The 19,892-nt window shown below is 60.2% G+C and carries 16 protein-coding genes; 6 read left to right on the forward strand and 10 right to left on the reverse strand.

The features are described from left to right. Nucleotides 1-57: 57 nt before the first annotated feature. The 4 genes from ACF8E5_RS11360 to dacB all read left to right on the forward strand — a co-directional run bounded on the left by ACF8E5_RS11360 (nt 58) and on the right by dacB (nt 6,403). Nucleotides 58-675: a response regulator transcription factor gene (locus tag ACF8E5_RS11360; RefSeq protein ID WP_058604528.1), complete on the forward strand. Its 618-nt coding sequence runs from the start codon at nt 58-60 to the stop codon at nt 673-675. A 7-nt stretch (nt 676-682) separates the two neighbouring features. Next, nucleotides 683-4,321: an ATP-binding protein gene (locus ACF8E5_RS11365; RefSeq protein WP_392475292.1), complete on the forward strand. Its 3,639-nt coding sequence runs from the start codon at nt 683-685 to the stop codon at nt 4,319-4,321. A 41-nt stretch (nt 4,322-4,362) separates the two neighbouring features. Beyond that, nucleotides 4,363-4,707: a YggL family protein gene (locus ACF8E5_RS11370; protein ID WP_023533709.1), complete on the forward strand. Its 345-nt coding sequence runs from the start codon at nt 4,363-4,365 to the stop codon at nt 4,705-4,707. A gap of 238 nt (nt 4,708-4,945) precedes the next feature. Then, nucleotides 4,946-6,403, forward strand: coding sequence for a D-alanyl-D-alanine carboxypeptidase/D-alanyl-D-alanine-endopeptidase (dacB, locus tag ACF8E5_RS11375; RefSeq protein ID WP_058637687.1), 1,458 nt, complete (start codon nt 4,946-4,948; stop codon nt 6,401-6,403). A 42-nt stretch (nt 6,404-6,445) separates the two neighbouring features. On the opposite strand, the gene rlmKL is transcribed toward dacB, so the two are convergent. Beyond that, nucleotides 6,446-8,638, reverse strand: a complete 2,193-nt coding sequence (gene rlmKL, locus ACF8E5_RS11380; protein ID WP_196121918.1) for a bifunctional 23S rRNA (guanine(2069)-N(7))-methyltransferase RlmK/23S rRNA (guanine(2445)-N(2))-methyltransferase RlmL — start codon at nt 8,636-8,638, stop codon at nt 6,446-6,448. Between the two features lie 558 nt (nt 8,639-9,196). Between rlmKL and rmf the strand changes: the two genes are divergently transcribed. Next, a complete protein-coding gene (gene rmf / locus ACF8E5_RS11385) occupies nt 9,197-9,412 on the forward strand; it encodes a ribosome modulation factor (RefSeq protein WP_023533691.1) in 216 nt (71 codons plus the stop codon). Between the two features lie 95 nt (nt 9,413-9,507). Here rmf and ACF8E5_RS11390 read toward each other — a convergent pair whose 3' ends face one another. The 9 genes from ACF8E5_RS11390 to ppsA form a co-directional block, all read right to left on the reverse strand. Then, on the reverse strand, nt 9,508-10,533 hold the full coding sequence (locus tag ACF8E5_RS11390; RefSeq protein WP_058637637.1) for a quinone-dependent dihydroorotate dehydrogenase: 1,026 nt from the start codon (nt 10,531-10,533) through the stop codon (nt 9,508-9,510). A 236-nt stretch (nt 10,534-10,769) separates the two neighbouring features. Beyond that, entirely contained in the window at nt 10,770-11,807 is a 1,038-nt protein-coding gene (locus tag ACF8E5_RS11395; RefSeq protein WP_023533705.1) for an OmpA family protein, read from the reverse strand. 110 nt (nt 11,808-11,917) lie between these two features. Continuing rightward, nucleotides 11,918-12,484: an RNA polymerase sigma factor SigX gene (gene sigX / locus ACF8E5_RS11400; protein WP_023533721.1), complete on the reverse strand. Its 567-nt coding sequence runs from the start codon at nt 12,482-12,484 to the stop codon at nt 11,918-11,920. A gap of 113 nt (nt 12,485-12,597) precedes the next feature. Then, nucleotides 12,598-13,422, reverse strand: a complete 825-nt coding sequence (locus ACF8E5_RS11405) for a mechanosensitive ion channel domain-containing protein (RefSeq protein WP_058637638.1) — start codon at nt 13,420-13,422, stop codon at nt 12,598-12,600. Between the two features lie 2 nt (nt 13,423-13,424). Next, nucleotides 13,425-13,697, reverse strand: a complete 273-nt coding sequence (locus ACF8E5_RS11410; protein ID WP_023533663.1) for a hypothetical protein — start codon at nt 13,695-13,697, stop codon at nt 13,425-13,427. Nucleotides 13,698-13,784: 87 nt separating this feature from the next. After that, the gene (locus ACF8E5_RS11415) at nt 13,785-14,780 is read right to left on the reverse strand and encodes a zinc transporter ZntB (protein WP_058637639.1); all 996 of its coding nucleotides are present in this window, start codon (nt 14,778-14,780) and stop codon (nt 13,785-13,787) included. Between the two features lie 27 nt (nt 14,781-14,807). Next, nucleotides 14,808-15,299: a ribonuclease E activity regulator RraA gene (gene rraA, locus ACF8E5_RS11420; protein WP_058604522.1), complete on the reverse strand. Its 492-nt coding sequence runs from the start codon at nt 15,297-15,299 to the stop codon at nt 14,808-14,810. 95 nt (nt 15,300-15,394) lie between these two features. Then, on the reverse strand, nt 15,395-16,387 hold the full coding sequence (locus ACF8E5_RS11425) for an alpha/beta fold hydrolase (RefSeq protein WP_230384527.1): 993 nt from the start codon (nt 16,385-16,387) through the stop codon (nt 15,395-15,397). A gap of 103 nt (nt 16,388-16,490) precedes the next feature. Then, on the reverse strand, nt 16,491-18,866 hold the full coding sequence (ppsA, locus tag ACF8E5_RS11430) for a phosphoenolpyruvate synthase (RefSeq protein ID WP_058637640.1): 2,376 nt from the start codon (nt 18,864-18,866) through the stop codon (nt 16,491-16,493). Nucleotides 18,867-19,043: 177 nt separating this feature from the next. Between ppsA and ACF8E5_RS11435 the strand changes: the two genes are divergently transcribed. After that, entirely contained in the window at nt 19,044-19,862 is an 819-nt protein-coding gene (locus ACF8E5_RS11435; protein ID WP_027916539.1) for a pyruvate, water dikinase regulatory protein, read from the forward strand. The last annotated feature ends 30 nt before the right edge of the window (nt 19,863-19,892 follow it).

The raw sequence follows: 19,892 nt of genomic DNA on the forward strand, positions 1-19,892 counted from the left end.
CTTTCAACTGGGTTAAGGTGCCAACTGTCACCCTCATTGATAGCAGGGAAGTAGAACATGTACTCCATATTCATCGTCGACGACCATCCGGTAATCCGGCTGGCAGTGCGCATGCTTCTGGAAAATCAGAATTACAAAATCGCTGGCGAATCGGACAACGGCGTGGATGCCATGCAGATGATTCGCGAAACCAATCCAGACCTGATCATCCTGGATATCAGCATTCCCAAGCTCGATGGCTTGGAAGTACTGGCACGGTTTCAGTCGATGGCGATGTCACAGAAAATCCTGGTGCTGACCGCGCAGTCGCCAGCGCTGTTCGCAGTGCGCTGCATGCAATCAGGGGCAGCGGGCTATGTCTGCAAGCAAGAAGACCTGAGCGAATTACTCAGCGCGGTTAAGGCGGTTTTGGCTGGGTACAACTACTTTCCCAGCCAGGCGATGCAGACTCATGCACCTGTTGACAACGACCTGCAACTTCTAAGTACCGTCAATGATCGGGAATTGATGGTTCTTCAACTTTTCGCACAAGGGCGAACCAACAAGGAGATTGCAAAAGGCATGTTTCTAAGCAGCAAGACGGTCAGTACCTACAAGAAACGCCTCATGCACAAACTCGAAGCCAGCACGCTGGTCGATCTGATCGACATGGCTAAGCGCAACGCACTGGTCTGAGGGCTCCATGGCACGTTTTATCGCCCTCCTGCTCCTGGTCGCCACACTGCCAGGCAACCTGGCGAACGCCGGGCAGCAAGGCGCGTCCCAGCTGTCCCTGGTCGCTCGCTCCACCGCACGGCCCGCCATGCCTGCGATCACCCCTGAACAACAGCAATGGCTGAATGCTCGCCACGAACTGGTGGTCGGCACCTCTGCCCCGGATTATCCACCTTTTGACATCAGCAGTGGGGGGCGCGACTACCAAGGCCTTACCGCAGAGTACGCCAGCCTGCTGGGCAAGGCGCTTGACCTGCCGGTACGCGTGCTGCGCTATCCAAGCCGCCAAGCGGCGCTGCAGGCGCTCAAACAAGGCGACATCGATCTGCTAGGCAGTGCCAACGGCTATGACGCCAACTATGAAGGCGTGGTGCTGTCGCACGCCTACGCCATCGACCAACCCGTGCTGGTCACGCGAGAGGACGAACATCGGGCGCTGGACACTGGCCTGGCAGGCATGCGCCTTGGCATGCTGTATCACTACCTGCCCAGGAAAGAAGTACTCAGTGTCTATCCCGATGCCAAGATCCTGGCCTTCGGATCATCCAGCGAAGCCTTGAATGCGGTGGCGTTCGGCCAGGCCGATGTCTTCATCGGCGACACGATTTCCACCCACTATCAACTCAACCGCGGGCACCTGCCAAGGCTGCGTATGGCCAGCTTTGGCAACCATGAAGCATTTGGCTTCGGCTTCGCCCTACGCAAGCAAGACACGGTACTGCTCGCGCTGGTCAATGCTGCGCTCGACAGTCAGTCCCCCGCCCTGCGTTCGAGCATATTCAAACGCTGGAGTGCAGGCAGCGATTTGCTTTTGACCGACCGCAAGCTTCGACTGACGCGTACCGAAGAGCAGTGGTTGCAGCGTCATCCAGTCATGCGTGTCGTTGTCGACGGTACGGCGGCGCCATTGTCCTACTTCGACAAATCGGGCTATTTCCGCGGCATCACCGCCGACCTGCTGGAACTGATCAGCCTGCGTACGGGCTTGCGTTTCGAGGTGCAACGGGCCAGTGGCATCGCGGACATGATTGCCCGGGTCAAGGACGGGCGCGCCGATGTGATCGCTGCACTGGCAAGCGGCGGCATCGACCAGAACGATCTGCAGATCAGTCAGGCATATCTGGACAGCACCTACGTGCTGGTCAATCACAAGGACAACGCGGCAGCCACTTCGCTGGACGATCTGCGTGGGAAGCGGATAGCAATCACGCGCTACAGCGCCCTGGACACCATGCTCTCGCGCTACCACCCGCAAATTGGCTGGATAGAAACGGAAAGCTCGTACTACTCCATGGCCCTGCTCAACAGCGGAGCAGTAGATGCGGTCATCACCACACTGATCGACGCCAACCATGCCTTGGCCAGCAATCCCGACCTGATCATCCGCACCACAGTGGGCAGCGAACCTGCCAGTTATGCAATGGCCACCAGTACCCCCTCCAAAACCCTCATTTCAATACTGGACAAGGCACTTTCGAGCATTTCACCTGAAGAGCTGGGGGTAATCAACAACCGCTGGCGAGGCTTCACCCTGTTCGAAGATGCCAAGGGCGAGGGGGTGCGCCGCTTGACGGTATTGGTAGCCCTGGGTGCGGCGGTATTGCTGTTGCTGGCCCTATTATGGAATGCCCGCCTGCGTTTGCAGATCCGTCAACGCCAGCAAGCAGAGCGCGCCCTGAACGATCAGGTGGCATTCATGCGCGCATTGCTCAACGGTACGCCACACCCGATGTACGTCCGTGATCGCGAAGGCTGCCTGCAAAGCTGCAACTACAGCTACCTCGAAGCGGTCCAGGCCAGCGCCGAGGAGGTCCTGGGCAAGCAACTGGAGAGCAGCCTGTTTGCCGACTGCGAACAGACCCGACAAATCCAGAACGACTACGCCAAGGTGATGGCGGCTGGTACGCCGTTGATCATGGACCGTCCCTTGCGCATCAAGGGCCGGGAAATCACCATCTACCACTGGATCCTGCCCTACCGGGATTCGTTGGGCGAGGTACAGGGCATCATTGGCGGATGGATCGATATCAGCGACCGCCGCCAGCTGGTCAACGAGTTGCGTCAAGCCAAGCAGCAGGCCGATGACGCCAACCGGGCCAAGAGCACGTTCCTGGCAACCATCAGTCATGAAATCCGCACGCCCATGAACGCCGTCATCGGCATGCTCGAACTCGCCGTCAAGCGCGCCGAACAGGGTCAGGTCGATCGCGGCGCCCTTCAGCTGGCCCACCATTCGGCCAAGGACCTGCTTGGCTTGATTGGCGATATCCTGGACATCGTGCGCATAGAGTCAGGGCACCTCACGCTGGTCCCTGAAGTGGTCGACCTGGCTGAATTGCTCGAGTCGGTAGGGCGCATATTCGAAGGCCAGGCTAGGCAGAAAGGACTGGCGCTGGAAGTCATCATCGAGCCCGCGGCACGTTGTCATGTCCTGCTGGACCCCTTGCGTTTCAAGCAAGTGCTGTCCAACCTGGTGAGCAATGCCATCAAGTTCACCGAGCACGGGCAGGTACGCATCCACGCCAAGCTACTACAGAACGAAGACAGCGCCAGCTCGCTGTTAGACATGGAGGTGCGCGACAGCGGCATTGGTATCCGCCCGGACGACATAGAACGGCTATTCCATCCGTTCGTTCAGGCGAACCCGCACAGCCAGGGCGCACGCGTCGGCACCGGGTTGGGCCTTACTATCTGCCGCACACTCTGCGAAATGATGGGAGCCGACCTCAGTATCAAGAGCCTGGAAGGCCTGGGCACACAAGTCCGGGTGAAGATGCCGCTGCAACAGGCCGACACTGCAGTGCAATCGGCACCGGTACCAGCTGCCGAACGCTTGCTGACACCCGACCCTCACCTCAAAGTGCTGGTGATCGACGATCACCCTGCTAACCTGCAACTGATGGCGCAGCAGCTCGGTTACCTCGGGCTGCAGCACGCGACGGCTGAGGACGGTCGCGAAGGCCTGTCGGCATGGCGTGCAGGCGACTTCGATGTGCTGGTACTCGATTGCAACATGCCCCACATGAACGGCTACCAATTGGCGACTGCGGTACGTGCCGAAGAGCAACGAACAGGACGCAGACGCTGCACGATCCTGGGCTACACCGCCAACGCACAACCCGAGGTACGGCGCAAATGCCTTGACTCGGGCATGGACGATTGCCTGCTCAAACCCATCAGCCTCAGCACCCTAAGTCAGCACCTTGCAGCAGTGAACATGCAGCGCCGAAAAAAGAACCGACGCAAACCCTATTGCCTGGATGGACTCAACGCGGTGGTTGGGCATGACCCGGCTGATCATCTGCGATTCCTGCAGACGCTGCAACGAAGCCTGGAGACAGACTTCACGCTCTTGATGGACCTGAAGCCTGATCAAGATCAACAGGCCATCGCCGCCCAAGCGCACAAAATCCTGAGCGCAGCACGCATGCTGGAAGCGGCAGCGCTGATGCGGGCCTGCGCCGCCCTTGAAAGTGAGGACCTCACCCCTGCCCAAGTGCGAGTGCGACGACAAGCCCTGGCCAGGCACATGCGCCGTGTGCACCGAGCGCTGACGCTGGACTTGTCGACAACCACGTGCACGCAGGCGGGCAACCGGACGTGTTAACTGATAGACTGCGCGGCGTTATTACCTAAGAGGATTGTTTCATGGCCACAAACCGCTCCCGTCGTCTGCGCAAAAAGCTGTGTGTCGACGAGTTTCAGGAATTGGGCTTCGAGCTGAACCTGGAATTCAAAGAGGATCTGGATGACCAGGCAATCGATGCATTCCTCGACGCGTTCCTTGCCGAAGCCATGGATGCCAACGGCCTCGACTATGTCGGCGGTGACGATTACGGCTTGGTGTGCTCGGTCAAGCGTGGCTCGGTCACCGAAGAGCAGCGCGCTGCCGTCGAAAGCTGGCTCAAAGGCCGCAGCGAACTGACCAAGGTCGAAGTCAGCCCACTGCTCGACGCCTGGTACCCGGAAAAGCCGATCAACAAGGCAGAGTAATCTCTGTCGGGTTCGTTCGCAGAAGGCCACCCCCAGGGGTGGCCTTTTTACTTTCGGATCTGCACACAAGCCGCAGTGCAGAACAAACTCACCGTAGCGGTCCGATGTGAAACCCATGTGCATCGAACTGGCGCAACCCCGGGGGGCTTGGGGCATAATGCGTGTGCATTCGTTCTGGGGCCATCATTCCTCTACAGCCCCAATGCCCTTTCTCCTCTTTGCAGGGTATCCGTTGATCATGATCAAAACGCTCCGCCCCATCCTACTCGCCGGCCTGTTGCTGCCTTTGGCCCTGACCAGCCAGGCCGCTGCGGTCAATACAAGCCTTCCACCCAAGGTGCAGCAGGCACTCAAGGCCAATAAGCTACAAGACACGGCATTGTCATTGGTGATGCTGCCCTTGGATGGCCCCGGCACAGCCACGGTGTTCAACGCCGACGTGTCCGTGAACCCTGCCTCGACCATGAAGTTGGTCACCACCTATGCTGCCCTGGAGCTGCTGGGGCCGACCTACCAGTGGAAAACCGAGTTCTTCACCGACGGCACGCTCAGCAACGGTGTACTCAACGGCAACCTCTATCTCAAAGGTGGAGGCGATCCGAAGCTGAACATGGAAAAGCTGTGGTTGCTGATGCGTGACCTGCGCGCCAACGGTGTGCGCACCATTACAGGTGACCTGGTGCTCGACCGCAGCCATTTCGTGCAGCCCAATCTTCCGCAATTCAATGACGACGGGGGTGATCAGAACAAGCCGTTCCTGGTGAAGCCTGACGCATTGCTGGTCAATCTCAAGGCCTTGCGCTTCGTGGCGCGCAACGATGGCGGCAGGGTCAGCGTTGCCGTGGAGCCACCGATTGCCAGCATTCGCATAGACAATCAGGTCAAGGCTATCAACAGCAAGAACTGCGCCGGCGACGTACGCTACAACCCCGTGCCACAGCCGGACGGCATCACCGTGACGGTCAGTGGTCAACTGGGCGATGGCTGCAACTCCCAGACCTACCTCTCGCTGCTCGATCACCCGACCTATGCCGCCGGTGCGGTACGTGCCATCTGGAGCGAGCTGGGGGGTACCATCCAAGGTGCCGATCGCATCGAAAACGTGCCCAAAAGCGCCCGGTTGCTTGCGCGTGCATTCTCACCGGACTTGGTCGAAATCATCCGTGACATCAACAAGTACAGCAACAACACCATGGCTCAGCAGCTGTTCCTGAGCCTGGGTGCCCAGTTCCGGACCGATGCCGATGGCGATGACGCCCGTGCCGCGCAGCGTGTCGTACGCCAGTGGCTGGCCAAGAAAGGCATCACTGCACCGCATCTGGTGATGGAAAACGGCTCAGGCCTATCCCGGGCCGAGCGCGTGAGCACTCGTGAGATGGCAGCCATGCTGCAAGCGGCCTGGAAAAGCCCTTACGCTGCCGAGTTCATGAGCTCGCTGCCGCTGGTGGGTATGGATGGCACCATGCGCAAACGGCTCAAGCGTACCGCCATGACCGGTGAGGGCCACATCAAGACCGGTACGCTCAACACCGTACGCGCAATCGCTGGTTTCAGCCGTGACAGCAACGGCCATACTTGGGCAGTGGCTGCTATCCTCAACGACCCCAAACCGTGGGGCGCCTCTCAAGTGCTTGACCAGGTGCTGCTGGACCTCTACCGCCAGCCCAGCGCAGGCGCCAGTACAGCCGCCAAGTGACCTGCATGGCCTGTGCCCTGCAAGGGCACAGGCAACGGCGCATCAACGCAACTGCAGCTTCCAGGCACGGTGGATGCGGTTGTTGCGGGCGAAGTCCGGGTCAAGCGTCTGGGCGGTGATTTCTTCCACGGCGTAACGAGCAGACAGGTGCTCGTCGAGCTGGAACTTGCGGAAGTTGTTGGAAAAATACAGCACGCCACCTGGGGCCAGACGCGCCATCGCCAAGTCCAGCAACTGAACGTGGTCGCGCTGGACGTCGAACACACCTTCCATGCGCTTGGAGTTGGAGAACGTGGGCGGGTCGATGAAGATCAGGTCGTAGCTTTCACGTTCGGCCTCCAACCACGCCATGACATCGCCCTGCTCCAGACGATTGCGCTCTGAAAAGCCGTTGAGCGCCAAGTTGCGCCGCGCCCAGTCCAGATAGGTTTTCGACAGGTCGACGCTAGTGGTGCTGCGCGCCCCGCCTTTGGCGGCATGTACAGTCGCCGTCGCGGTATAGCAGAACAAGTTCAGGAAACGCTTGCCGGCCGCCTCACGCTGAATGCGTACGCGCATCGGCCGATGGTCCAGAAACAGGCCGGTATCAAGGTAGTCGGTAAGATTGACCAGCAGCTTGACCCCAGCTTCCGACACTTCCTGAAAACGACCTTCCGTGCCCTGGCGCTCGTACTGGCGGGTTCCGCTTTGACGCTCCCGGCGCTTGAGCACTACGCGTTGTGGCGAAATACCAAGGGCCTGGGGGATGGCTGCCAGCGCGTCGAGCAGACGACCCTGTGCCTTGTCGGGGTCGATCGAACGCGGTGCCGCGTATTCCTGCACGTGCACCCAGTCCTGATACACGTCTACAGCCAGGGCGTATTCGGGCATATCCGCATCGTACAGACGGTAACAGCTGACCTGTTCGCGGCGAGCCCATTTGCCCAGTTGCCGAAGGTTTTTCTGCAGGCGGTTAGCGAACATCTGCGCACCCTCGGACAGGCGTGCAGGCTCGCTGGCCAATGGCGCCGGCTCGTGTGCTTGCGGGGCTTGCGGCTGTTCGGTCCGGCGCTCGCCGGTGACGAACTGGTCCGGCTGGACCTTGAACAACAGCAGTTTGCAGGGCAGTGCACCGTTCCAGAATGCGTACTGCTTGTGGCTACGCAGGCCCATGCGCTTGCCCAGCTGCGCAGCGCCGGTAAAGACGGCAGCTTCCCAACCCATGCATGCCTGACGCAGGCGTTCGCCAAGGTTCTGGTAAAGGTAAAGCAGGCTGGCTTCGTCACCCAGACGCTCCCCGTAGGGTGGGTTGCTGATGACCAAGCCTTTCTGGTTCTGGTCCGGACGCGGCTCGAATGTGCTCACTTCGCCTTGATAGATCTTCACCCAATCGCTCAGGCCTGCACGCTCGACGTTGTTGCGCCCTGGCTGGATCAAGCGCGGATCGGCTTCATAGCCGCGGATCCACAATGCAGGTTTGGCCAGGCCAGCCTCGGCGCGCGCCTGCGCCTGTTCATGCACCTTGCGCCAGAGCGCGGGCACATGGCCCAGCCACGCCGTGAACCCCCAACGCTCACGCTTGAGGTTGGGAGCGATGTCCGCGGCGATCATGGCCGCCTCGACCAGGAAGGTGCCGACACCACACATGGGGTCGGCCAGTGCGCCGCCCTGGGCCGCGATGCGTGGCCAGCCGGAGCGAATCAACACCGCGGCGGCTAGGTTTTCCTTGAGCGGTGCTGCACCTTGCTGCAGGCGATAACCCCGCTGATGCAGACTATGGCCGGAAAGGTCCAGCGACAGGATCGCTTCGCCCCGGTCAAGGCGCAGGTGGACGCGCACATCCGGGTCGATCTTCTCCACCGACGGGCGTAGCCCGTCACGGTTGCGCAGTTTGTCGACAATGGCATCCTTGACCTTGAGGGCGCCGAAATGGGTATTGTCGATTCCCGACCCATGACCGCTGAACTCAACTGCCAGGGTACCATCGGCGGCCAGGTGATCAGCCCACTCCACGGCGTTGACACCGTCATACAGGTCGTCGGCGTTTTTCATGGAAAAACGCTTGAGTACCAGCAATACGCGGTTTGCCAACCGAGACCACAGGCACAAGCGGTAGGCGGTCTCCATGTCGGCAGCCCCGCGGATGGCCGAGGTGTGTTCACGGACCTCGTCCAGACCCAGGCTGCGGGCCTCTTCTGCAAGCAGGCTTTCAAGGCCTTTGGGACAAGTGAGGTAGAGTTCGAAACGGTCCGACATGAGTTATCCAGCACATTAGGGCTATTAGACTGGCGCTGCGACGCATCGCAACGCCCTGTTTACCTGCACGCCTTTTCAACAGGTGTGCAAGTGGCCATCTGCCCCTTGCGGAGGCGCGATGACCGGGCCGCCCGACTTACCCATCTCTGCCCGACGGCACAGACAGCTTAGATCATCGAGCAGTACATAAAATTCTTGCGAAGACGGGGCCGATGTGACCCTTCGTCGCATTTCGAGCTATTTCAAACGCATCGCAAGGGCGATGGCAAAATGGCGTCAAACTTCGACGAACCCTTGATTCTGCAGGCTTACAGCGGGAATAAGGATGAGTCGCATTTATTTACTTATCCCCTGACCCTTGGAAAGGTTACGTGCTTATGACAAATCGATCATTCCCACCGTCACCCGCATTGGTTAGAACTGAGCACAGGTCGCATCGCAACGAAGCGGCACTTCAGGCTCGCGACGCCGGCAGCGAGCCCACACCGGCAGAACGATTCTGCCCGGCCTCCAGGAGGCCGACGGGACATTACAGTCAACAAGTGAGGGCAACACCCTATGAGAAGACTTAAGCGTGATCCGTTGGAAAGAGCATTTTCACGTGGCTACCAATATGGAGTCACCGGCAAATCCCGGGAGCTTTGCCCCTTTACCCTGCCATCTGTTCGTCAAGCCTGGATCAATGGCTGGCGGGAGGGCCGCGGTGACAACTGGGACGGTATGACTGGCACCGCCGGTATCCACAGGCTCAACGAAAATCACGCCGTAGGCTGATAGAGGACATTTACCCGATTTACCAGGCACGCCCCACCAGGGCGTCGGGCTGAGGCCCAGGGGCCCCTTAAAGGGGCCCTTTTTTATTGGCGGGCTTACCGCTTGGGCATGGCGGCGATGGCGTCCACGGCTTCACGAATGAGTGCCGGCCCTTTATAGATGAAGCCTGAGTAAATCTGCACTAGGCTCGCACCTGCGGCGATTTTTTCTGCCGCATGCTTTCCTTCCGTGATGCCCCCAGCTGCGATGATCGGCAGCTTGCCGCCCATTTCACCAGCCAATACCTGGACGATACGCGTGCTTTTCTGGCGCACTGGCGCACCTGAGAGTCCGCCCGCTTCGCCGCCATAGGGCAGCGCCTCCACGCCCTCACGCCCGAGCGTGGTATTGGTCGCGATGACCGCGTCCATGCCTGACTCCACAAGCGCAGCGGCTACCAGTGCCGTTTCTTCATCGCTCATGTCAGGGGCAATCTTGATGGCCAAGGGAACGTGCCGGCCATGGCGCACGCTCAGCTGCGTCCGCCGCTCTGCCAAGGCATCGAGCAATTGCTTGAGCGAATCCCCGAACTGCAGGCTGCGCAGCCCCGGTGTGTTTGGAGAGCTGACATTGACCGTGACATAGCTGGCCGCGCTGTAGACCTTGTCCAGGCAGATCAGGTAGTCGTCCACCGCACGCTCGACGGGGGTGTCGAAGTTCTTGCCAATATTGATACCCAGCACACCCGTATAACGTGCAGCGCGAACACGGCCCAGCAGATGATCAACACCCAGGTTATTGAAACCCATGCGGTTGATGATGGCAGTTGCCTCTGGCAAGCGGAACAGGCGCGGTTTGGGGTTGCCCGGTTGCGGGCGAGGCGTGACGGTGCCGATCTCGACGAACCCGAAACCCAGCTGGGCGAAGCCGTCAATAGCCGTACCGTTCTTGTCCAGGCCAGCCGCCAGACCTACCGGATTTGCAAAATCAAGGCCCATGACCTTCACCGGCAATGAGGCCGGGCGCTTGCACAGCTTGCCGTTCACGCCAAGTCGGCCGCCGGCACCGATCAGGTCCAACGACAGATCATGAGAAGTTTCCGGTGACAGTTTGAACAGCAGCTGGCGGGCCAGGTTATACATGGGCAGACAAGACTCGGGGTGAGTGAGGGGGCGATTATAGCTATCGCTGACGGGACAGGACAGCCCGATGTTGGCCTGCAGGTTTGCTGCAGGTGAACGTATAGACAAATGTGTAGCAGGCAAACACTGCCTTGGTTGGGCCTTATACCAGTGCTTGCCTGCTAGACATCACGTGCTGTCAGGCAGGCAAAGAAAAACCCGGCCGAGGCCGGGTTTTTCATGAGGCTTCAAACCAATTACTTGGCCTGGGCTTCTACCTGAGCTTCAACGCGACGGTTGATAGCACGGCCTTCTTCGGTGGCGTTGTCAGCAACCGGACGGGTTTCGCCGTAGCCAACCGAATCAACACGGCTGGATTCTACGCCGTACTGCTGGGTCAGAACCTGCTTGACAGCGTTAGCACGACGCTCGGACAGCTTCTGGTTGTAAGCGTCTGGACCTACGGAGTCAGTGTGACCTTCAACCACGGTGGTGGTCTGTGGGTACTGCTTCATGAAGTCAGCCAGGTTCTTGATGTCGCCGTAGCTGTTTGGCTTAACGACCGACTTGTCGAAGTCGAACTTGACGTCCAGCTCAACGCGAACGACTTCGGCAACAGCCGGGCAGCCGTCGGCGTCAACAGTGACGTTAGCCGGGGTGTCTGGGCACTTGTCGACGTTGTCGCAAACGCCGTCGTTGTCGGAGTCGGAGCAGACTTCAGCAACTGGAGCAGGTGCAGGAGCAGCCTGGTTCTTCGGGCTACCGCCGAAGTTCAGACCAACACCAACGCTTGGAGCCCACTCGGTGTCGCCCTGGTCGATGTTGTACTGAGCTTCAACGCCGGCACGGGCGTAGAACATGTCAGTGATGTACCACTTGGCGCCAGCGCCAACGTTGGCGAAGGTGGAGTGGTTACGACCACCGCGGCCGGTCTGGCCGATCGACTGGTGCGAGAAACCAGCGGAAACATACGGACGGATGGCGTCGTACGGGTTGTTGAAGTGGTAAACGGCGTCCAGGGCAGTGTTGGAGCCCTTGATGTTCTTGCCGTCGTCGCCACGAGCGTTGTGGACTTCGTCGTAGCCCAGACGCAGTTCAACGTCGTCGGTCAGGAAGTAACCGATGGAGCCGCCGAACAGGTTACCGTCGTTTTTGAAGTCACGCTGGCTGTCGAAGAATTCTTTCTTGTAGAAGATTTCAGTTTCGACGGCGCCTTGGCCTTGTGCCATAGCGCCAATCGAGGTGGCGGCTACGAGCGAACCAATGGCCAAGCCCAAGGTGTTTTTCAGTTTCATCCGTTAAATCCCCATCTGGTGATAGTTAAGCAGTCCCACCAAAACCGGGGGGACAACTCGTCGGCGAGTCTAGCAGAACTCGCCGGTTCGTTAGAGATATTTGCTGGTCGTTAAGTTTCATCGAGACCGGCAAATTTCTCCCGAAGCTTGTCAAGCGCACGCTTGTAACGCATTTTTGTCGCGCTGAGCCCCATGTGCATGATGTCCGCGATCTCCTGAAACTCCAGTTCGGCGACGAATCGCAGCACCAGGATTTCCCGATCGATCGGGTTCACATGGACCAGCCACTTGTCCAGCCCGCCCTTTTCTTCAGCCTTGGGTGCCTTGTCCTCGGACGCCTCTTCGACGGGGTCCAGGCTCAGGGCATCCATCAACCTGCGCTTGCGGCGCTCCTTGCGGTACTGGGTGATGCATTCATTGTAGGTGATGCTGTAAAGCCAGGTCTTGAATTTGGATTTTCCCTCGAAATTCTTCAGGCCATAGAGCACTTTCAACATCACTTCCTGACAGACATCGTCCGCGTCTCGGTCGTTCCCCAAATAACGTGCACACACGTTGAACAGGGTTCGCTGGTAGCGACGCATGAGTTCCTCATACGCGCGGGTGACGTGGTACAGCTCCTCATGCGAGCGCGCCACCAACTCTTCGTCGGTGAGTTCGCGGGGGTCGTAGCGCATGGGCGGCGTGGGAACTTTATTCAAAACGGATCTGGCCGACAGTCAGGTCAATGTCGCCGCAAGTGCCCGGAGGGCCGTTTTTTGCGGCGGCATACATTAACAGCTTTGTTCGGTCAGCGGCTATTGACCCGCTGCTCGAGCAATTCCCGATTGGACAGGGAAACCAGCTCGTCATCGTCGGTGAGAATCACCGTCTTGACCGTGCCAATCTCCTCGATATGCCCTTCGACCTCGCCAATGCGCACCTGCTGGCCCACCTGGAACAACTCGCGGACATAGATGCCGGCCAGGATTTGACCCGCGATTTCGCGGCTACCCAGGCCCATGGCCAGCGCAACGGCCAGACCAACGGTAATCAGGCCGATGACGATCACATGGTTGAGCAGGTCGGTCTTGACCTCCAGTTGGCTGATTGCCACCGAAATGCTGATGATGATCACCAGGCCCTGAACGATGCGTCCAAGCCCTGCGGCGTACTCAAGCCCTACGCCTTCGGCGGCGCCGCGCACCAGGCCGTTGGCCACCTGCGCCAGAAGAACGCCCGCGAGCAATACCAACGCGGCACCGAATACCTTGGGCAGGTACAAGGCCAGCATGTCGAGCGTGGCGGAGACACGCTCCAGGCCCAGCGACTCGGCGGCCGACACCAGGAAGATCAGCAGCACGAACCAGTAGACGATCTTGCCGATCAGCGTGGAAATCGGTACCTGAATGCCAACGCGGCCCAGCATCTTGGTCAGCCCCGTACCAGCCATCAGGCGATCGAGGCCAAGCTTGGCCAGCAGTTTGGAGAGCAAGGTATCGAGCAGTTTGGCTACCACGAAGCCCAGCAGCACCACGACTAACGCGCCGAACAGGTTGGGGATGAAGTTCGCCACCTTGGTCCATAGGGCGGTCATGGCGGTGACCAGGCTCTGGGTCCAGAGATCGAGTTCCATATTCAGTCGGCCTTATCAGCTTTGCTGCCAGCGGCAGCGTTGCGGGAAGAATGTCTACGCACCGGCGCGACGTGCGCCGAGCCATTGTTGATGGCGATCATCAGCGCCTGGCTCCAACGGCCAAGCAAGCTGAACAGATCACCGGCGCCAACCTGGCGGTTGGCGGTCTTGAGCACGCGACCCAGGCAGGCGGCATCATCCTGGTCATGGCGGTCATTGCCGGACGGGGATGCCTTGAGCAGGTCACGCAGGGATTGTTCAAACGGATCGTGCATGGGCACCTCGCGTAGTATCAGCAAGAGACGAGACGGCTTGGCGACGGGTCACACCTTGCGTCGACCAGGCCGCCGGCGCGCCGGTGGCTACACCCACTGCAAGCGCCGGAACAACCACCATTGCCCTGCTGCCAGCCCTATTACCACCAGGCACGCCAGGAGAAACCCATAAGGGTTCTGCGCCCCAGGAATGCCACCCACGTTGATGCCCAGCAACCCGGTGATGAAGCTCATTGGCAAAAAGATGCAGGTGATGATGCCGAACCGGTACATGGTGCGGTTCATGCGTTCGCTGCGGCGGCGGTCTTCGCTCTCGAGCACCAGTGCCGCACGTTCGCGGGTGAGTTCGAGCTCCTCGAGGTAGCGGATCAGGCTGTTGTTCAGCTCGTTCCAGTAGTCAGCATCGCTCTCGGCAAACCAGCTCCACTTGTTGCGTGACAGATGTGCATAAATGTCGCGCTGCGGGGCCAAAAAGCGTCGCAGCCCGGCCGCGCGGCGGCGGATCTGTTGCAAGCTGCCCTGATCAGGCTGGTGCCGCTCGTCAGCCTCTACCTTTTCTTCTTCGACATCGACCAGCTCGGACAGGTCGCTGACCAAACCCTGGACTTTCTCGGTCAGTAGCTCGCCCATCAGCAACAGCAGCTCGGAAGCGGTCTTGGGCCCCCTGCCCTGCTCCAGCTGCAGCAGGATTTCGTCGCTGGCCCTGAGCGGGCGCAAGCGCAGGGAAATCACGCGCTGGGCCTGGGCGAAGATGCGTACCGAAACCATGTCTTCAGGCTCGGCGCCAGGGTTGAGGTTGACCCCGCGCAAAAAGAGCAACAATTGCTCGTCGGCCATCGGCAGCAAGCGCGGCCGCGTGTTCTCTTCAAGCAACAGCTCACAGGCGAATTCACTGAGGCCACTTTCGCTAAGCAGCCAAGACCGGGTTTGGGGATGACTGCGATCCCAGTGCAACCAGAGGCTTTGCTCAGGCTGCAGTTGCAAGTCGCCCAGCTCGGTTCGGGCGATGGCGCGTGCCCCGCCCTTGCCGTCGAGCACCAGGGCATGCACCAGCCCCCACTGCGCGTTGTCTTCCTCGAACATCAAAGCTCCATCAGCGCCTGCGGCGCGTCACTCCGGCATCTGCAGCGGGCTTGGCGAGACCAGCACGCCGTTGTTGTCGGCGTAGACGTATTCACCGGGCCTGAAGGTAACGCCCGCGAAATTCACCACGACGTTGAGGTCGCCAATGCCACGCTTGTCGGTCTTGAGCGGGTGACTGGCCAGCGCCTGTACACCTACGTTGGTCTGGATCAGTGCATCGACGTCGCGTACGCAACCGTAGATCACCAAGCCTTCCCAGCCGTTTTTAGCCGCTTTCTCGGCGAGCATGTCGCCCAAAAGGGCGCGACGCAGCGAACCGCCGCCGTCGACCACCAACACCTTGCCCCGGCCATCGAGCTCGACCTGCTCACGCACGAGCGAGTTGTCCTCGAAGCACTTGATGGTGACGATCTGGCCGCCGAACGAATCACGGCCACCAAAGTTGCTGAACATCGGCTCCAGCACCTGCACGAGGTCCGGGTAGGCGTCACACAGGTCGGGCGTTACGTAATGCTGCATGGCAAGCTCCTGTCAGTCATAACGAAAGCGATTGTGGGCCAAGGCTACACCTTGGAGCACACCGCAGTCACCCGAGACCGCTCGGTCAGCGCCTTTCATACAGCTGGCACAAGCGCCAAGGCCTCGATGGAGGCATGCACCGGCAACCCGGGCTCACGTAACCAGCGTTCTACCAGCGGCCATACCTGCACGTGAGCAGCCTGGCTGGCCAGCATGTCCGCATGGCCAAAGGCTTCGAAGCCCGCCCCAGGCCCAAGGCAGAGGAACTGCTTGCGTGCACCCCCGAATTGCTCGAACAACATGCGGCAGGCCCACGGTGGGCTCTGCGGGTCGGCCGCGGCGGCCACGGCAAGCGTCGGCACGTCGACTTGCGCAAGGCCTGCCCACCAATCACCCTGCTTGTCGCCAAAACGCCCAAACAAGCCGTGCCAGCGCATGTGTTCAAAGGCAAGGCCGACGGGTTCATCCTCTGGGCCGCGCCCAAAGCGCGCGCCAGACAGGTGCCCCCAGCGGCGAAGCAGCCAGCGCACGCCCCACACCACCGGAGGCACTTTCAACGGCCAGTAACTGCGGCTTACCTGGGAACCGAACAGCGCCACGCCCGCTACATGCTGCGCAGCCAATGCGCCACTACCCAGGGCGACCGCCAGCGTGGTGCCGCCCAACGAATGCCCGATCCACAGGGGCGCCCTGCCTGCTTTCTCATGCACGAAGGCACCGATGGCCGGCACGTCATCACGCGCATAGGCAGCCACCGTGTTCTGTGCCCAATCCCGATTGCGCGGCGACAGCCCGTGCCCCCGCATCTCGGGAATCCACACATCGAAGCCGGCCCGGGCCAGGTAAGCCCCGAGGCCACCCCCCTTGGGTGAATACCAGAAACGCCGATTGGAAAAGCTGCCATGCAGCAGGATGACCGGGATACCCTGGGCGCTGCTCTGATCAGCCAGGCCCAGGCGAGTCACGGCCAGCTCCACGCTGGGATCGGGACCCAGGCCGGCCTTGATGCGATAGACATCTTCACTGAGGTCGCCGCGACGCTCGGCACTGAGCAAGGCGACGGGAAATAATGTACTGCTGCTTTGCATAGGTCGGTTGCTTGTCGCACAAAAAAGGGCGAAATCCATCGCTGGAACTCGCCCTGGAAAAAACCAGGCGAGGAGCGCCAGACGCCCCTCGCATTTTTCGGTATCAGGTCGCGCTTTGGCCTTCGGCCAAGTAGAACCAGGTTTCAAGCACCGAGTCCGGGTTCAGCGACACGCTGTCGATGCCCTGCTCCATCAGCCATTTGGCCAGGTCTGGGTGGTCCGAAGGGCCCTGACCGCAAATGCCGATGTACTTGCCGGCCTTGTTGCACGCTGCGATGGCGTTGGCCAGCAGCTTCTTGACCGCAGGATTTCGCTCATCGAACAGGTGGGCAATGATGCCCGAATCACGGTCCAGACCCAACGTCAGCTGAGTCAGGTCGTTCGACCCGATCGAGAAACCGTCGAAGTATTCGAGGAACTCGTCGGCCAGGATGGCGTTGGACGGCAGTTCGCACATCATGATGACGCGCAGACCGTTGTCGCCACGGGCCAGGCCGTTTTCAGCCAGCAGGTCGACGACTTGGCTGGCCTCACCGAGGGTACGCACGAACGGCACCATGATTTCGACGTTGGTCAGGCCCATTTCATTACGCACGCGCTTGAGGGCGCGGCATTCGAGCTCGAAACAATCGCGGAACGCTTCGCTGATATAGCGCGAGGCCCCACGGAAGCCCAGCATCGGGTTTTCTTCTTCCGGCTCGTACAGCTTGCCGCCGATCAGGTTGGCGTACTCATTGGACTTGAAGTCCGACAGGCGCACGATCACTTTCTTGGGATAGAACGCCGCTGCCAGGGTGCTGATGCCTTCGACCAGCTTCTCCACGTAGAAGCCGACTGGGTCGTCGTAGCCAGCGATGCGCTTGTCGACGCTGTCCTTCAGGTCGGCCGGCAGGCCGGCGTAGTTGAGCAAAGCCTTGGGGTGCACGCCAATCATGCGATTGATGATGAATTCCAGGCGCGCCAGGCCTACACCGGCGTTGGGCAACTGGGCGAAGTCGAAGGCGCGGTCCGGGTTGCCGACGTTCATCATGATCTTGAACGGCAGCTCGGGCATGGCGTCCACCGAGTTCTGCTTGATGTCGAAGCCCAGTTCACCCTCGAAGATGAAGCCTGTATCGCCTTCGGCGCAGGAGACGGTCACGCCCTGGCCATCCTTGAGAATCTGTGTAGCGTTGCCGCAACCGACAACCGCCGGGATACCCAGCTCACGAGCGATGATGGCCGCATGGCAGGTGCGCCCGCCACGGTTGGTGACGATGGCGCTGGCACGTTTCATGACCGGCTCCCAGTCCGGGTCGGTCATGTCCGAGACCAGCACGTCGCCTGGCTGCACCTTGTCCATCTCGGACACGTCATTGATCACGCGGACCTTGCCGGCGCCTATGCGCTGGCCGATGGCGCGGCCCTCGACCAGCACCGTGCCTTTTTCCTTGAGCAGGTAACGCTCCATGACGTTGGCGCTGGCGCGGCTCTTCACCGTTTCAGGGCGGGCCTGGACGATGTAGAGCCTGCCATCGTCACCGTCCTTGGCCCACTCGATGTCCATCGGGCGCTGGTAATGCTGCTCGATGATCATCGCCTGCTTGGCCAGCTCAACGACCTCCTCGTCGGTCAGGCAGAAACGGGCACGCTCGGCGCGATCGACTTCGACCGTCTTGACCGAACGGCCGGCCTTGGCTTCTTCGCCATAGACCATCTTGATCGCCTTGCTGCCCAGGTTGCGGCGCAGGATGGCGGGACGGCCGGCTTGCAGGGTGTGCTTGTGCACGTAGAATTCATCGGGGTTGACTGCACCCTGGACCACGGTTTCACCCAGGCCGTAGGCACCGGTGATGAACACGACATCCCGGAAACCCGACTCGGTGTCGAGGGTAAACATGACGCCGGCGGTACCAGTTTCGGAGCGAACCATGCGCTGCACACCGGCCGACAGGGCGACCAGCTTGTGGTCGAAGCCCTGGTGCACACGGTAGGAGATGGCACGGTCGTTGAACAGCGAGGCGAACACTTCCTTCGCCGCACGGATCACGTTGTCCACGCCGCGGATGTTGAGGAAGGTTTCCTGCTGGCCGGCGAACGAGGCGTCCGGCAGGTCTTCGGCGGTGGCCGAAGAGCGCACGGCCACGGCCATGTTGTCGTTGCCATTGGCCATTTCGGCGAAGGCGGTGCGGATCTCGGCATCCAGACGCGCCGGGAACTCGGCTTCCATCACCCACTGGCGAATCTGCGCGCCGGTCTTGGCCAGGGCGTTGACATCGTCCACGTCCAGGGCGTCGAGCGCCTCATGGATGCGGTCGTTGAGCCCACTTTGCTCGAGGAAATCACGGTACGCCTGAGCCGTAGTGGCAAAGCCGCCCGGCACGGACACGCCGGCACCGGCAAGATTGCTGATCATCTCGCCCAGGGATGCGTTCTTGCCCCCCACATGCTCTACATCATGGACGCCGAGCTTTTCGAGGGAAACTACGTACTCTACCAAGGTGATCTCTCCACTAGCTGTATTGGAAAAGCTCAACGGCGCCCGCCTGTCTTCGTGACTGGGCCGGACGCATGTGGCCTGTACCTGGAAAATAAGTGAGAATGCCGACAGCCGCATTCGGCAAAGCGAACTTATCATAATCAAGAAACGTCATCATCACTAAGGCCCCGATCGCAAATGAAACGAACCGCGTTCTTCATCTCCGACGGCACCGGCATCACTGCCGAGACCCTGGGCCAGAGCCTGCTCGCGCAGTTCGAGAGCATTCCTTTCAGCAAATTCACCCGGCCCTACATCGACTCTCCTGAAAAAGCGCGCAACATGGTCCAGCAGATCAATGCGGCCGCCGAGCGCGACGGCATGCGGCCGATCATCTTCGACACCATCGTCAATCAGGACATCCGCGAGATCCTGGCCACCTCCAATGGGTTCATGATCGACATCTTCTCCTCGTTCCTGTCACCGCTGGAGCAGGAGCTGACCGCCCATTCCTCGTATTCGGTGGGCAAATCCCACTCCATTGGTGGCAACTCCAACTACATGGAGCGCATCGAGGCGGTGAACTTCGCCCTGGACAACGATGACGGCGCCCGCACCCATTACTACGACAAGGCTGACCTGATCCTGGTGGGTGTGTCCCGTTGCGGCAAGACGCCGACGTGCCTGTACATGGCCATGCAGTTCGGCATCCGCGCGGCCAATTACCCGTTGACCGAGGACGACATGGAGCGCCTGCAACTGCCGGCGGTATTGAAAAAGCACCACAGCAAGCTGTTCGGCCTGACCATCGACCCCGACCGGCTGACCGCCATTCGCCACGAGCGCAAGCCCAATAGCCGTTATTCGAGCTTTGCCCAGTGCGAATTCGAGGTGCGAGAAGTCGAGAGCCTGTTCCGCCGTGAGAACATCCCAAACATCAATTCCACGCATTTTTCGGTGGAAGAGATCTCGGCCAAGATTCTGGTCGAGAAAGGTGTGGAGCGGCGTTTCAAATGACGCAGTAGTGGGTTTGCCTGATGATGCCGT

This window comes from Pseudomonas sp. WSY_20, from assembly GCF_043104335.1.
Taxonomy (GTDB): domain Bacteria; phylum Pseudomonadota; class Gammaproteobacteria; order Pseudomonadales; family Pseudomonadaceae; genus Aquipseudomonas; species Aquipseudomonas parafulva_B.

Coding starts and splice junctions, on each gene's coding strand:
- rraA (WP_058604522.1), bottom strand. CDS start 15,299: ATGCAGCATTACGTAACGCCCGACCTGTGTGACGCCTACCCGGACCTC.
- ACF8E5_RS11415 (WP_058637639.1), bottom strand. CDS start 14,780: ATGTTCGAGGAAGACAACGCGCAGTGGGGGCTGGTGCATGCCCTGGTG.
- ACF8E5_RS11390 (WP_058637637.1), bottom strand. CDS start 10,533: ATGTATAACCTGGCCCGCCAGCTGCTGTTCAAACTGTCACCGGAAACT.
- sigX (WP_023533721.1), bottom strand. CDS start 12,484: ATGCGCTACGACCCCCGCGAACTCACCGACGAAGAGTTGGTGGCGCGC.
- ACF8E5_RS11410 (WP_023533663.1), bottom strand. CDS start 13,697: ATGCACGATCCGTTTGAACAATCCCTGCGTGACCTGCTCAAGGCATCC.
- ACF8E5_RS11405 (WP_058637638.1), bottom strand. CDS start 13,422: ATGGAACTCGATCTCTGGACCCAGAGCCTGGTCACCGCCATGACCGCC.
- rmf (WP_023533691.1), top strand. CDS start 9,197: ATGAGAAGACTTAAGCGTGATCCGTTGGAAAGAGCATTTTCACGTGGC.
- ACF8E5_RS11360 (WP_058604528.1), top strand. CDS start 58: ATGTACTCCATATTCATCGTCGACGACCATCCGGTAATCCGGCTGGCA.
- ACF8E5_RS11395 (WP_023533705.1), bottom strand. CDS start 11,807: ATGAAACTGAAAAACACCTTGGGCTTGGCCATTGGTTCGCTCGTAGCC.
- ACF8E5_RS11435 (WP_027916539.1), top strand. CDS start 19,044: ATGAAACGAACCGCGTTCTTCATCTCCGACGGCACCGGCATCACTGCC.
- ACF8E5_RS11365 (WP_392475292.1), top strand. CDS start 683: ATGGCACGTTTTATCGCCCTCCTGCTCCTGGTCGCCACACTGCCAGGC.
- rlmKL (WP_196121918.1), bottom strand. CDS start 8,638: ATGTCGGACCGTTTCGAACTCTACCTCACTTGTCCCAAAGGCCTTGAA.
- dacB (WP_058637687.1), top strand. CDS start 4,946: ATGATCAAAACGCTCCGCCCCATCCTACTCGCCGGCCTGTTGCTGCCT.
- ACF8E5_RS11425 (WP_230384527.1), bottom strand. CDS start 16,387: ATGCAAAGCAGCAGTACATTATTTCCCGTCGCCTTGCTCAGTGCCGAG.
- ACF8E5_RS11370 (WP_023533709.1), top strand. CDS start 4,363: ATGGCCACAAACCGCTCCCGTCGTCTGCGCAAAAAGCTGTGTGTCGAC.